Source organism: Arthrobacter sp. EM1 (assembly GCF_029964055.1).
Classification (GTDB): domain Bacteria; phylum Actinomycetota; class Actinomycetes; order Actinomycetales; family Micrococcaceae; genus Arthrobacter.
Map to the genome: position 1 here is coordinate 138,799 of NZ_CP124836.1, position 13,559 is coordinate 152,357.

The 13,559-nt window shown below is 66.0% G+C and carries 13 protein-coding genes; 4 read left to right on the forward strand and 9 right to left on the reverse strand.

What is annotated here, in order from left to right:
* The first annotated feature begins 87 nt into the window (after window positions 1-87).
* Window positions 88-1,836, forward strand: coding sequence for a pyruvate dehydrogenase (locus QI450_RS00695; RefSeq protein ID WP_226775030.1), 1,749 nt, complete (start codon window positions 88-90; stop codon window positions 1,834-1,836).
* Window positions 1,837-1,966: 130 nt separating this feature from the next.
* Here the strand turns inward: QI450_RS00695 and QI450_RS00700 are convergent, their stop codons facing one another.
* Entirely contained in the window at window positions 1,967-2,830 is an 864-nt protein-coding gene (locus tag QI450_RS00700) for a hydroxymethylpyrimidine/phosphomethylpyrimidine kinase (protein ID WP_226773193.1), read from the reverse strand.
* A gap of 142 nt (window positions 2,831-2,972) precedes the next feature.
* On the opposite strand from QI450_RS00700, the gene QI450_RS00705 reads away from it, so the two are divergent.
* Entirely contained in the window at window positions 2,973-4,364 is a 1,392-nt protein-coding gene (locus QI450_RS00705; RefSeq protein ID WP_226773194.1) for an MFS transporter, read from the forward strand.
* A gap of 160 nt (window positions 4,365-4,524) precedes the next feature.
* Here QI450_RS00705 and QI450_RS00710 read toward each other — a convergent pair whose 3' ends face one another.
* A complete protein-coding gene (locus QI450_RS00710; RefSeq protein ID WP_226773195.1) occupies window positions 4,525-5,445 on the reverse strand; it encodes a TIGR01777 family oxidoreductase in 921 nt (306 codons plus the stop codon).
* Between the two features lie 33 nt (window positions 5,446-5,478).
* Window positions 5,479-6,135, reverse strand: a complete 657-nt coding sequence (locus QI450_RS00715; protein WP_226773196.1) for a TetR family transcriptional regulator — start codon at window positions 6,133-6,135, stop codon at window positions 5,479-5,481.
* A 254-nt stretch (window positions 6,136-6,389) separates the two neighbouring features.
* Between QI450_RS00715 and QI450_RS00720 the strand changes: the two genes are divergently transcribed.
* The gene (locus QI450_RS00720; RefSeq protein WP_226773197.1) at window positions 6,390-7,085 is read left to right on the forward strand and encodes a queuosine precursor transporter; all 696 of its coding nucleotides are present in this window, start codon (window positions 6,390-6,392) and stop codon (window positions 7,083-7,085) included.
* Window positions 7,086-7,190: 105 nt separating this feature from the next.
* Here QI450_RS00720 and QI450_RS00725 read toward each other — a convergent pair whose 3' ends face one another.
* The 6 genes from QI450_RS00725 to QI450_RS00750 all read right to left on the reverse strand — a co-directional run bounded on the left by QI450_RS00725 (window position 7,191) and on the right by QI450_RS00750 (window position 12,851).
* Window positions 7,191-8,135 (reverse strand): type IV toxin-antitoxin system AbiEi family antitoxin domain-containing protein, encoded by a 945-nt coding sequence (locus QI450_RS00725; protein WP_226773198.1) that lies wholly within the window; start codon window positions 8,133-8,135, stop codon window positions 7,191-7,193.
* A gap of 150 nt (window positions 8,136-8,285) precedes the next feature.
* Entirely contained in the window at window positions 8,286-9,584 is a 1,299-nt protein-coding gene (tgt, locus tag QI450_RS00730; protein WP_226773199.1) for a tRNA guanosine(34) transglycosylase Tgt, read from the reverse strand.
* Window positions 9,585-9,617: 33 nt separating this feature from the next.
* On the reverse strand, window positions 9,618-10,343 hold the full coding sequence (locus QI450_RS00735) for an SRPBCC domain-containing protein (RefSeq protein WP_226773200.1): 726 nt from the start codon (window positions 10,341-10,343) through the stop codon (window positions 9,618-9,620).
* A 49-nt stretch (window positions 10,344-10,392) separates the two neighbouring features.
* Window positions 10,393-11,430 (reverse strand): DUF6707 family protein, encoded by a 1,038-nt coding sequence (locus QI450_RS00740; protein ID WP_226773201.1) that lies wholly within the window; start codon window positions 11,428-11,430, stop codon window positions 10,393-10,395.
* A gap of 76 nt (window positions 11,431-11,506) precedes the next feature.
* Window positions 11,507-12,046 carry an NUDIX hydrolase family protein gene (locus tag QI450_RS00745; RefSeq protein WP_226773202.1) on the reverse strand — a complete coding sequence of 180 codons (540 nt, stop codon included), beginning with the start codon at window positions 12,044-12,046 and terminating at the stop codon, window positions 11,507-11,509.
* Window positions 12,047-12,089: 43 nt separating this feature from the next.
* Window positions 12,090-12,851, reverse strand: coding sequence for a VOC family protein (locus tag QI450_RS00750; RefSeq protein WP_226773203.1), 762 nt, complete (start codon window positions 12,849-12,851; stop codon window positions 12,090-12,092).
* A 94-nt stretch (window positions 12,852-12,945) separates the two neighbouring features.
* On the opposite strand from QI450_RS00750, the gene QI450_RS00755 reads away from it, so the two are divergent.
* On the forward strand, window positions 12,946-13,545 hold the full coding sequence (locus QI450_RS00755) for a YdeI/OmpD-associated family protein (protein ID WP_226773204.1): 600 nt from the start codon (window positions 12,946-12,948) through the stop codon (window positions 13,543-13,545).
* Window positions 13,546-13,559 lie beyond the last annotated feature (14 nt).

Below are 13,559 nucleotides of genomic sequence, written 5' to 3' on the forward strand. Positions count from 1 at the left end.
GGCCGGGGCCCGCCTGGCGCGGCACGCGGCCGGGGCGACTATATTGGCCGTGTCAGCTAACGGATCCGACCGCGGGAGTGCCCAGCCATGGCCAAGGAACTTGCCAGCCAGCTCATCGAACAACTGCAAGCCGCCGGCGTGCAGCGTATCTACGGAATTGTCGGCGACAGCCTCAATCCGATTGTCGACGCCGTCCGCAAAACCGGCGGTGCCGCGAAGGGCGGGATCGACTGGATCCATGTCCGGCACGAAGAAGCAGCCGCGTTCGCGGCCTCGGCTGAAGCCCAGCTGACCGGCCGTCTGGCGGTCTGCGCCGGCTCCTGCGGGCCGGGAAACCTGCACCTGATCAACGGCCTCTATGACGCCAACCGTTCCGGCGCGCCGGTGCTGGCGATCGCCTCGCACATTCCCAGCAAACAAATCGGCAGCAGCTTCTTCCAGGAAACGCACCCGGACCGGCTCTTTAACGAGTGCTCGGTGTACTCCGAGCTGATCAGCACCGCCGGCCAGGCCCCGAGGGTGATGCACAGCGCCATCCAGCATGCCGTCGCGCTTCGGGGCGTCGCCGTCGTGACCCTGCCCGGCGACATCGCGGGACTGGACGCGACCGCAGAAACCCCGGCGCCGGCAGCTTTCCTGCCGGCCACGCTGGTCCCGGACCCCGCCAGCGTGCAGGAACTTGCCGACGCCATCAACGCCGCGGACAAGGTCGCCATCTTTGCCGGTGCAGGCGTCCAGGGCGCCCATGATCAGGTCATTGGACTCGCCGAACTCCTCAAGGCGCCGATCGGCCATTCGCTGCGCGGCAAAGATTTTATGCAGTACGACAATCCCTACGACATCGGTATGACGGGGCTGTTGGGCTATGGCGCGGCGGCCGAGGGGATTGAGGACGCGGACCTGCTGATCCTGCTGGGGACCGATTTCCCGTACGACCAGTTCCTGCCCGCGACCCGGACGGCCCAGGTGGACCGGGCCGGGCAAAACCTGGGCCGGCGCACCGACGTCGACGTCGCGGTCCATGGCGACGTGTTGCCCACGTTGACCGCGCTGATGCCGTTGCTGGCAGCAAAGAAGAGCCGCCGGTTCCTCGACGCGATGCTCAAGAAGCACGACCGGCTGATGAACAAAGCCGTCGGCGCCTACACCCGGAAAGTGGAGAAAACCGAGCCGATCCATCCCGAGTATGCCGCGTCGCTGCTGGACCAGCTCGCCGCCAAGGACGCGATTTTCACCGCGGACACGGGTATGTGCAACGTCTGGACCGCCCGCTACATCAACCCATTGGGTACCCGGCGGCTGATCGGCTCGTATTTGCACGGCTCCATGGCGAACGCGCTGCCGCAGGCGATCGGCGCCCAACTGGCCTACCCCGGGCGCCAAGTGGTCTCGGTCTCGGGCGACGGCGGCCTGTCGATGCTGTTGGGGGAGCTGATCACAGTGGCCGCGCACCGGCTCCCGGTCAATGTGGTGGTGTTCAATAATTCCACCCTGGGCATGGTCAAGCTGGAGATGCTGGTGGACGGGCTGCCGGACTTTGGCGTCGATGTGCCCGATGCCAACTATGCGGCCGTGGCCCGGGCCCTGGGCTTCCATGCCGTCCGCGTCACGGATCCGTCCCGGATTAAGGCCGCCTACCGGGAAGCCTTTGCCCATCCGGGACCCTCCCTGGTGGAACTCATCACCGACCCCAAAGCGCTCTCGCTGCCGCCGAAGATCAAAGGTGCCCAGATCCTCGGGTTCGCGACGGCGATGTCCAAAGTGGTGCTCAACCGGGGCGCCGGTGAGGCCGTCAGCATGGCCCGGAGCAACCTGCGCAACATCCCGCGCCGCTAGCCCTTCTCGAGTTCGCCGGAATCGCCCCGGTTCGCCGGAAGCTTCCGGCGAACCGGGGCGATTCCGGCGAACTCGGGCGCGGGAGGGGCTAGCGCGGGCGCGGGAGGGGCTAGCGCGGGCGCGGGAGGGGCTAGCGCGGGCCGCCCTGCCACACGGCGTCGAACGGTGCACCGGAGGGAACGCGGTTCCGGATCCCCGCCGTGACAAATTCCTTCGCGGTCCGGGCTGCCTCCAGCGGCGCCGCGCCCTTGGCCAGCTCGGCCGTTACCGCGGCAGCCAGCGAGCAGCCGGCGCCGGAGACGGCCACCTCGCCGACCTTCGGGGCGGAGAGGACCTCGAGCGTTTCGCCGTCGTAGTAGACGTCGACGGCGTCCGGGCCGGCCAGGCGCACACCGCCTTTCGCCAGCACCGCCGCACCGCTGAGTTCATGGATGCGCACAGCCGCGGCCTTGAGGGATTCGACGTCGGTGATCTCCAGCCCGGAGAGTGACTCGGCCTCGAAGTGGTTCGGCGTAACGAAGGTGGCCAGCGGCAGGATCTGCGCCTTGAGCGCCTGGTCGGTGTCCAGTGCATGGCCCGGCTCCTGGCCCTTGCAGATCAGCACCGGGTCCAGCACCACGTGGCGGAACTGTCCCGCGGCCAGCGCCGAGGCCACCGTGGAAATCGTCGCCGGGCTGCCAAGCATGCCGATCTTCACCGTATCCAGCGCGGACGGCGCACCGGAGGCGGCGCCGTACGCCGCCGTCGTTGCCTCCAGCTGGTCGGCGATGACCTGCTGGTCGATAGCGACAAAGCGGTGGTTCCAGTTGTCCTTCGGATCAAAGGACACGATGCAGGTCAGGTTGGCGATACCAAAGACGCCGAGTTCTTGGAAGGTCTTCAGGTCCGCCTGTGCGCCGGCGCCGCCGGTCGCCTCGGAGCCGGCGATGGTCAGGGCGACGGCGGGGTAGGGGCCCGCGTCGGAGGTCAGCTTGTCCACGGCGTAAGGAGTCATGGATCTATCCTGCCACCCCGGGAAATCCGGACGCATTGTGCGTATGACCAATATGAACACAACCCGAGTGGCCCGGATCACCGGGACTAGGGTGGCGGACGGTGTTGCTTTCTTGCGGCGCCGGATCCAGGAAGGTTCATCGATGAGCACCCAGCTGTCCGAAGCGGCGCAGACCAGAAAAGCCGTCAGCAATATTCTCAAAGGATCTGCCGGCAACCTCGTGGAGTGGTACGACCTCTACGTCTATACAGTGTTCGCGGCATATTTCCAGTCGCACTTCTTCAATCCCACCGACGACCTCCAGGCCGGCCTCGAAGCGATGGCCGTCTTCTCGACGTCGTTCCTGATGCGGCCGGTCGGCGCCTGGTTCTTCGGCCGCTACGCGGACCGCAAGGGACGCAAGGCCGCGCTGACCCTGAGTGTGACCATGATGTCCGCGGGGTCCTTTGCCATCGCCATCCTGCCCACGCAGCAGCAGATCGGCCTGTGGGCCTTGATCCTGCTGGTCCTCATCCGCGTGATCCAAGGCTTCTCGGTGGGCGGCGAGTACGGCACCAGCGCCACCTACATGTCCGAGGCTGCCACCACCAAGCGCCGCGGATTCTTCTCCAGCTTCCAGTACGTCACCCTGATCGGCGGCCAGATGCTGGCCCTGCTGGTTCTGGTCATCCTGCAGAACTCTATCCCCAAGGCCGATCTGGGCGAGTGGGGCTGGCGGATCCCCTTCGCGATTGGCGGCGTCGCCGCGCTTGTAGTCCTGTGGCTGCGCCGTTCGATGGAGGAAACCGTCTCGGCCGAACAGCTCGAGGCCGCCAAGGCCCCCGCCGTCGCCGGGCAGGCGCAGCCGGGCACCATGAGACTGTTGTTCACCAGCTACTGGAAGCCGCTGCTGATCTGCATCGGCATTACCCTCGGCGGCACGGTGGCGTTCTACACGTACACCAACTTCATCCTGAAGTTCATGAATGACACCTCCGGCATCGCCAAGACCGAGACCTCGGTGATCAACTTCTGGGCCCTGTTCATCTTTATGCTGCTCCAGCCCGTCTACGGCATCATCTCGGACAAGGTCGGGCGTAAGCCGCTGCTGCTCTGGTTCGGCATCACCGGTGTGGTGTTCACCTGGCCGCTGCTTTCCACCCTGGCCGGCACCAAGGATCCGTTCACCGCGTTCCTGCTGATGATGGGCGGCCTGCTTATTGTCGGCGGCTACACCTCGATCAACGCCCTGGTAAAGGCCGAGCTGTTCCCCGCGTCCATCCGCGCCCTCGGCGTCGGACTGGGCTACGCGATCGCGAACTCGCTCTTCGGCGGCACGGTCCCGCTGATCGGGGCCGCCCTGCAGAAGGTCGGCCAGGTGGACCTGTTCTTCACCTACGTCACAGTGGCCATCGCCATTTCGCTGCTGGTCTACATCTTCGCGCTCAAGAATAAGAAGTCCACGCACCTGGATCACGAGCAGGGCCACGCCTGGGAGTCCGCAGCGGACCGCGACGGCGAAGGCAAGGACCTCATCGACGCCACGCGCCGGTAGGGTGTGGATGCCGCGCGGACTAAGCGCGGACTCGGCGGGGACGACGGCGGACGCCGCGCGGACGCCGCGCGGACTCGGCGCGGACTCGGCGCGGACGACGGCGGGTTGCCGGCTGCGGGATTTCGGTTCCGGTAGCCGGCGGCCCGCCGTCGCCGTTAACTCAATCCGCGGCGCCAGAGGGCCGACGGGGTCCGCAGATCCGCTCCAGCGCCGGTTCCAGCGCAGGCTCCAGGAAGACGAACCCGGCGTCGAGCAGTTTCCGGGGTGCCACCCAACGGCTCTTGAGCACCAGTTCGGCCTCCGTTCTGATCAGCACGGCTCCGAGCTTGAGGAGCCATGCTGGAGTGGGCATGCCCCACGGCGCTCCGAGGGTGCGGCGGACCGCCCGCATCAGGTCGCGGTTGGTCACCACGTCCGGCGCCGCGATGTTAACCGGGCCGGCAAGGTCGGTGCGCCGGCTCAGGAAGCGCACTGCACGGTAGAGGTCCTCCACCTGGATCCAGCTGAATTTCTGCGTCCCTGGGCCCATGGCTCCGCCCAGGCCCAGCCGCGCGAGGGTCGCAAAGGGCCGCATCACCCCGCCGCCGGGCCCCAGCACGATGGCAATCCGCAGCGCCACCTTCCGGGTCTGCGGCGTCGGCGCCTGGTTGAGGGCCGCTTCCCAGGCGCGGGCGACGTCGACGGAGAACCCGGTGCCGAGCTCGCCGTCGTCCTCAGTTTGGGGCCGGTCCTCCGCGTGCCGGTAGATTGTTGCCGTGCTGGCGTTCAGCCAGGCGACGGGGGGAGTGCTGCAACGTGCAAGGGCGCGGCCCAATGCCGCGGTGGTAGACACCCGGGAGTTCAGGATTTGGGCCCTGTTCCGCCCGGTGTAGCGGCAGCTCACCGAACGGCCCGCGAGGTTCACGAGGAGTTCGGCGCCGTCGAGTGCGGCGGTGATAGCGCTGTCGTCACCCCAGCGAGCCGTATCAGCGGGGGACCGGCCGATGGTCCGGACGTCCCAGCCGTCCTGCCCGAACCGGCGGCGGAAATAGCGCCCGATGAATCCAGAGGCGCCGGCCACGACCACAATGCTTCTGCCCATAGTTCTCCCATAATTGTGAGTTGATGCCCGGTGTTAGCCCCGGACCGTGCGGCCTAAGTCCATGGCGTCGTCCAGGATCCTGCCGACGCCTGGAATTCTCGTGAGCGAGAGCCCGCGGGCGATCAGGGGGGCGGCGCCGTCAACAAGTTTCCGGGTCCGGCGTTGCCCCTCCGAGGTGTCGTACACCCAGAAGAGGGTGACCCCCATGTACCCCAGCCAGAGCAGCCCGGGCAGTTCCGCCCGGAGCCTCCGGGGCGGCCCCGGGCGTGCTCCGTCTACGGCGGCGCGGAAAATGGCCAGCGACGCTTCCCGGGCGCTGCCGGATTCTGCGTTGAACGGGTTGACGGGCGACGCCGGGCGGATGGCGGTGGCGATGAAATCGGCGCCGAAGCGGTGGTACGGCGCCATAACGTCCAGGCCCGCGTGCATTGTCGCCTTCAGCCTGGCGCTGAGGTCGTTAAACCCGACGACGGCCTCCGCGGCCCTGTCCGCGTGCTGGCCTTGGACCTGGAGATAGAGCTCGTGGACCAGGTCATCCTTTGACGCGAAGTAGTAATAGGCGTTGCCGACGGACACTCCGGCCTCGGCCGCAATGGCGCGCATGGTGGCTTTTTCGAAGCCGATGTCACGAAACATCCGCAATGCGACGTCCGCCACCCGCTGCCGGGTCTGATCGCTCTTGGCTGCCATGGTCGTCCTCATTTCTGAACGTGTTCAAAAAGTGTGGCACAGGTTTTGAGCGTGTTCAAATTTGTGAGTGCGTGGCTGTGCGGAGGTATCCATAGCCGGGGCTGGGCCGCGGCGGGCGGCCGGCCCGGCCAAGGTGCGAGAATGGAAGCGGTTCCCGGCGCGCTGCACCGGAGCCTCCAGTGCTAATACAGCCGGCCACCCCGGGCCCAGAACCGTTCCGGACCGCCGAGCGAACCACTACGAATGGATTACCCATGACTTCCGCCAAGACCTTCCCTGCTGCCGCCCCGCCAAAGTTTGCCACCATTGGATCGCCGTATTTCGGCATCATGCTGGCTGTTATGGCAGTGGTGCTGATCCTTTCCAACATCGGCGCATCCAAGGGTGTGGCAATCGGGCCCATCATCACCGACGGCGGGTTCTTCCTCTTCCCGCTCGCGTACATTTTGGGCGACGTCATCAGCGAGGTCTACGGCTTCAAGGTGGCACGCAAGGCCATCGTGACCAGCTTCGCGCTATCGGTGTTCGCGTCCCTGTGCTACTGGATCATCATCGCCCTCCCCGGCTTCGGGGACGAGTATGGCCTTGCCAAGCAGTCCGCACTGGAGAGCGCCCTGGGGCCGGTCCCGCAGATCGTATTCGCCTCGCTCCTGGCCTTCTTCGCGGGCCAAACGATCAACTCCTGGATCCTCGTGAAGATGAAGGCCCGGACCGGGGAAAAGTCACTCTGGGCTCGGCTGATGGGATCCTCCGGGGTGGGCGAGTTTGTGGACACGCTGATCTTCTGCAGCATCGCAGCCTCCGTGATCGGGATCAGCGACGGCGCGATGTTCGTGAACTACGTTCTGGTGGGTTTCCTCTACAAGACCCTCGTGGAGTTTGCGTTTGTGCCGCTGACTTCACTCGCCATCGGCTGGGTGAAGAAGCGCGAGCCAAGCTACGGGGCGTAAGCGCTCACTCCACTTCCGCCGAAGTCGCCGGAAACGTGCCAAGTCGCCGCAACGTTCCGGCGATTTCGCGGGCATCCGGCGAACTCGGGGCGGCGGGCTCTTGGCTCAGGACGAGTGGTGCCGGCCCGTCAACGCCCGGAGCACACGGTTCTTGAATTCCTGTTCGCGGAAGAGGTCTTTCCACTCGACACGGAGAAAAAGCCATCCTTCCTCCGTCAGGGCCTTCTCGCGTCGCCGTTCCTCGAAAAGCACTTCCTCGGTGGGCCGAAAGTCAAAGTATTTGACCTTGCCGTCGAACTCCATGGCCACCTTTTCCTTCTTCCAGGCGAAGTCCAGTCGATGCCGTCCGATCCGGCTCGTGACTTCAACCTGCGGTTCGGGCATCGAGATGCCCAGCCGGAGGAACAGCTCCCGGGTCAGCGTTTCGCCGGGGGATTCCGAGCGAACGTCCGCCGTGTCGAGTACTCGGCGGAAGGTGCGGATGCCGCGGCGGCCCTCCAGTGAATCAGCCATCTCCTGCAGCAGAGACCGGTCCGCACCAAGACGCAGCGCATGATCCATAACGATGAGCGCCTGCCGATAGCTCAGCAGCATGGCGCAATCCGCGGCTGTCCGCTCCAGCGAGGTTGTTCGTAGACCGCCCACTTGTGTCAGCTCAGTGTCGGAGAAGGGTCGTGTGTGGCACCGAACATCCTTGCCGTGGCGCTCGGCCGACGGGCGCACCCGCTGCAGGACATGGATTAGCTCGTCCACGTTCCAGAGATAGAGGCGGTGCAGACGAGCTGCGGAAGTGTGGCTATAGGCGAAGGCCCCGGTTGATGTGGTGAGTGTTCCGTGTGCATGTGCATAGATCAACTGCCGGCTGCGGACCGGTGCCGGCAGAGCGTTCCACACGCTGCCACGGGCATAGCAGCCGTACCGCAGGCGAACGAGCGAACCCGAGTCCAGCAACGACTTGATGGACCGGGAGCCGTAGCCCAGGTCGATTAGCTGGTCAGTGCGCCAAAGGTTTCCACGCGGCGGAAGCGTGAGCGGCTTCTGTTGAGGCATGACGCCAGTTTCGGGTGCCGCGGGGAGTTCCCGGGAGGCCCCGCCGTCGCTATGTGGAAACACGACGTCGCCGGAAGCCTGCGAGTTCGCCGCGGCCTTCCGGCGACATGGCACGCTTCCGGCGACTTCGGCGACAGGGCCGCCCAGCGGCTAGGAGTAGTAACGGCCCAGGGTCTCGGCCTTGAAGTCGAAGAAGGTGCCTGCCTCGATGGCAAGCCGGGCGTCATCGACCATCTTCACCACAAAGCGCTCGTTGTGGATTGAGATCAAGGTGGCTGAAACCATTTCCTTGGCCTTGAACAGGTGGTGGATGTAGGCGCGGGAATAGTTCAGGCAGGCGTAGCAGTCGCAGCCTTCCTGTAGCGGCCCGAAGTCGCGCTTGTACTTGGCGCCGGAGAGGTTGTAGCGCCCGGTGGGGTGATAGAAAGCCGAGTTCCGGGCCACCCGGGTGGGGGAGACACAGTCGAAGGTGTCCGCGCCATTCTCGATCGCTGTGAAGATGTCGTCGGGCTCGGAAATGCCCAGTAGGTGCCGCGGCTTGTTCTCCGGCAGTTCCTCGTTGCACCAGCGCACGATCGTGCCCAGGTTTTCCTTCTCGAGCGCCCCGCCGATGCCGAAGCCGTCGAAGTTCATGGCGCCGAGGTCGCGGCTGGCCTTGCGTCGAAGGTCCTCGTACTGGGCGCCCTGGAGGACGCCGAACAGTGCCTGATAGGGCTTGCCGGTCCGCTCCGATGTCAGCCGAAAGTGCTCGGTGATGCAGCGCTCGGCCCAGCGGCGGGTGCGCTCCAGGGATTCCTCCTGGTAGCCGCGGGAATTCTGCAGGGTGGTCAGCTCATCGAAGGCGAACATAATGTCCGCGCCGAGCTGATGCTGGACGTTCATCGAAATTTCCGGGCTGAAGCGGTGCCGGTCGCCGTTGAGGTGGCTTTTGAACCACACACCTTCCTCGTCCACGTGGGCCAGCCGCTCCTTGCCCGGGGCGACAGCGTCATCCGGCCCCGACTGGTCCACCGACTTCATATCGATGACCTTCTTAAAGCCCGAGCCCAGGCTCATCACCTGGAACCCGCCGGAATCCGTGAAGGTGGGGCCGGGCCAGTTCATAAACGCGCCCAGCCCGCCGGCCTCGTCCAGGATGTCCGCCCCGGGCTGCAGGTACAGGTGGTAGGCATTGGCGAGGACGGCCTGGGCTCCGAGCCCGGCGATGGATTCCGGCAGCACCGCCTTGACCGTGGCCTTGGTGCCGACGGCGATAAACGCCGGGGTTTGGATCTCACCATGCGGTGTGCTGATGGTGCCGGTCCGGCCGAGGAACTCCCCGCCGTTGGCAGCGATCTGGGACGCCGAGGGTGAACAGCTTTCACTCAGGCGTTTTCCCACCCGGAAGGAAAACTCGGACTGCCGCGCTGGCAGGGGCGATGACACTGGTGATTCAGGATTGGCTGGCACCGTTCAAGTGTGCCAGCTAACAGGCGCCAACCCTTAGTGCAGCGGATCGGATGTGGGGTAGTTCTCAGCCCGCCAGGTGTCCCAGTACGTGCGCACGGATCCGAGTTGGTGCGCCCCGAGGTCGTACGTGGAGACGATGACCAAAGACCCGCCGTTGGGCCGGACATCGGGGATGACCGGCTGGTCCGCCACGACGACCAGGCCCTCGCCGTGTTCTGCATAGTGGTGGACTGTGAGCCCCACCTGGTGGTTGCTCCGGAACCAGACCTTGCCGGCAACCTCCTCACCCGTGGCCAGGGCGAGCGAATACGGCTCGCCGGGCGGGGGAACATCGGACAGGCCGAGCCTTTCGATGGCGGACCCCTCGTTGCCGGGAACCGAGAAGAAGAAGGTCCGTCGCCTGCCGTGCGGGTGCCGTTCAAGGGCGAACCGGAGCTGTTGGATAAAGGTCAGCCAGCCTTGGGTGATGTCCTCGTCCCAGGCGGCCCACTCGGAGTGATGGTCCACTGCGGCCCGGGTGACACTTAGCTCCGTGCCGGTCGGGACCGGTCTCAGGGTGAACACATCCCCGCCGTCGACCACGAGCGAGGTGTGGTCGGCGCCTTCAACGACTTTGGGACTGAAATAGATCTCATCGATCTCGGCCGCCTGGTCATCGGCTTCCCAGCCGTGCCACTGGGCAACCAGGGCGGGTTCGCGCAGCATTGTCCAAACCTGCTGCGCGTCGGAGTTAATGACAACGCTCAGATTGTTCGTCATGGGCTGAATCTACAACGCCCGGCCACCAGGGGGTAGGGGGCAAAACACCTCAGGAACGGACGGATTCGAGTTCGTTGCCGATCCGGCGTTCCAGCTCCGGGACGCCAATGGTTTCCGAGCCGCCGTGCGCGCGCAGGAACAGCAGCGCCTCGAGCCGCAGTTGCCGCCACTCGCGCTCCGCATCCGGATTCGAGTTGTCCATGGCGCGGAAGATCTCTTTGTCGTAAAGGTTCGGTTCATTCAGCGAGCGCTGGCGGACCTTGGCGTTGATCCGGGCCTTAAACGGGTCCGCCTCCATGGAATCGGGGGCGCGGAGGAACTTCTCGTAGACGGCTGCGCGTTCGGTCTCGCCGAGCTGGCGGCAAATGTAGCTGGACAGGGCCAGGGAAGCCTCCACCGAGGCCCAGCGGCCGCGGTTTCCGTCGAACGGCAGCACATTAAGCAGATCCGCAACGGCGAGCGCGTTGTCGGCGTCCTTGAGGACAATGAACAGTTCCTGGGCCAGGTCGCTGAGGTCTTTGAGGCAACTCCCCGACTTCGTGTTGATGCCCTTGGCGAGCCGTTCGCTCAGCAGCAGCACGCTCACCGAGCTTGGGTGCGCCTCTGCCACAGCTGCCACGACCGACTCGGGCGTTCCCTGCAGGGCAGGGATCAGCGCGAGGTCCTCGTCGCTGGGGCCACTCACCAGCGGTGGAACGGGCGGCAGCGGAGGGACCACGACGCCGGGGACGGCTCCGCTGGCTGCCTCCCCGGGATCGCTTGTGCCGCCTGCACCGGACTCCATGCCGCTGTCAGCCAGCGACGGTTCGACGAGCTGCAGGAGCGAGCCGGAATCCTCGGAGGCAGATTCTTCCGCTTCGGACGCGGACTCCAGAATCAGGACCGTGGAGGCTGCCGCAATCCGGAGACCGCCGCCTCCGGTGAGGGTCGCCAGGACCATGGCAGGCGTCCCGAAGTCGTCGTTTTCGACGTCCACACGCTGGATTTCGGCAGAGCGGGTGCCGTCGGGCAACAGCAGATGATCGCCGCTCTGCAACGAGCCAGCCTGCTGTTCAATGTAGTTCGGGGCGGCCGGTGGGTAAGTCATCTGGAGTCCTTAAATTCTCTTGCGGTCCGCCCAACAGTCTACAAAGGCGCGGGGAAGTCTGGGACGCGGGCTCCGGTCAGTTCCCGACGCCGGCGAAAGCCAGGGCCTGGCGGATCAGGGCCCCGCGGCCGCCGCTGAATTCCAGCTGGACGTCCGAGCTCATGACTTCCTGCGGGGTCATCCAGGTCAGTTCCAGCGCGTCCTGCCGGGGGGAGCATTCACCGGTGACGGGGATGATGTAGGCCAGCGCCACCGCATGCTGGCGGTCGTCGGTGAATCCGGTGTGGGACGGGGACGGGAAGTACTCCGCCACAGTGAACGGCACCGGACTAATGGGTAGCTGTGGGAAGGCCAGCGGGCCGAGGTCCTTCTCCATGTGGCGCAGCAGGGCCGCGCGGATGGTCTCGCGGTAGAGCACCCGGCCCGACACCAGGGAGCGCACCATCGTGCCGTCCTCCTCGGCCTGCAGGAGGGTACCGACCTCGTTGACGAACCCCAACGGGTCCAGCCGGACCGGAACGGCCTCGACGTAGACCATGGGCAACCGTCCGCGCGCCTCGAACAAATCATCGTCGGAGAGCCAGCCGGGGTTCGGGTCAGGAGTGCGAACGTTCATGGTTAAGTTCTACCCCATCCCCGCCCGAACACCGTGACGCAGCTCAGCTGGCGGGCACCGATTCCGGTGGTTCGCCGGCCGGTGCCGCTGAAATCCAAAGCGGCGGGTGGGCGGCCCCACCGTCCGCATCGGGGTTGGCTGCATGCAGGGTGGGGACGGCGGCTTCCTCGATGACCGCGGCCTCGTGTCCCGCCGCGATGAGGCGCTGGCGGAGGCCGTCAAAGTCACCGTCGTATTCGAAGCCCAGGCCGGCACGCCCGGCGCCGGTGCCTGCACCGACCATAAGGACCCCGCCGTTCTTTGCCGTGAATGCTTCGGATTCCACGGCGTCCGGGTCGCCCGGGGCCGGGCGGGGCCGGGCGCCGATGTCACGCAGCGTTTGAGCCGCCGTGACGGCGTCTTCGGAGAACCAGACTTCGACGACGGCGATCCCCGGGTCCGCGTCCGCTGGTTCCACCCAGCTGCCGTCGGCGGCGCGCGTGGCCGGGTCGGCGAGGAAAGTGAATCCGTCCGCGGCGGTGACGCGGCAGGAAGGGCCGTGGTCCGCGTCGATGAGTTCCGCGGTGGTGCCGGCCTCCTTGGTCCGCCGGGCGAATTCCTTCAGATCGCCTACTTCGACGCCGAAGGATGTAGTGCCGTCCTCAGCCGCGCCCTGCTCGACGAAGTGTAGGGCGAGGCGGCCGGAGCCGGCGTCGAACTCCCGCCAGGTGGGCTCGTCGACGGTCTTGACCATGCCCAGGGCGGTGAGCAACCGCTCCCATTCATCAAGACGGGAGGTGAAATGGATCGGGCGGACGCGCAGCATCGTTGCTCCTCTGGGTGTGATGGATTCCAGCTGACAGGGATATCGTCCCACCAAAGCAACCCCTGTTGTCAGAGTCGCGGGGCACAATGGTGCCATGGTTGCTGAACTTGAGGAACTGCTGGTCCGGGATGCTGCCCAGTGGCGCGCCTGGCTGGAGGAACACCACGCGGGAAGCCCCGGCGTGTGGCTGGTGCTGCATAAAAAAGGCGGGACGGTTACGGAACTCGACTATGAGGCCGCACTGCAGGAAGCCCTCTGTTTCGGCTGGATTGACGGACAGGCCCGGCGCCGCGACGGGGAGAGTTCCTTTCAGCGGATGACCCGCCGGCGGCCGAGAAGTGTGTGGTCGGCCCGGAACGTGGAGCGGATCGGCCGCCTTGAAGCGGCGGGCAGGATGGCTCCTGCCGGGCGTGCCGCCGTCGAAAGCGCCAAGGCTGACGGACGCTGGGAGGCTGCCTACGACGGGGCGGCTTCGGCGCAAGTGCCCCCGGACCTTGCCGCAGCCATTGCCGCCGAGCCGCGGGCACAGGCAATGTTCGACGTCCTGACCTCCGTGAACAGGTACGCCCTGATCTACCGGACCAACGCGGTCAAGCAGGCAGCCACCCGGGAGCGTAAGATCGCGGCTTTCGTCGAAATGCTCGCCCGGCATGAAACCCCGTATCCGCAGACCAAACGGCCAGCTGTCCCCTAGGGATTTCCCAGCGG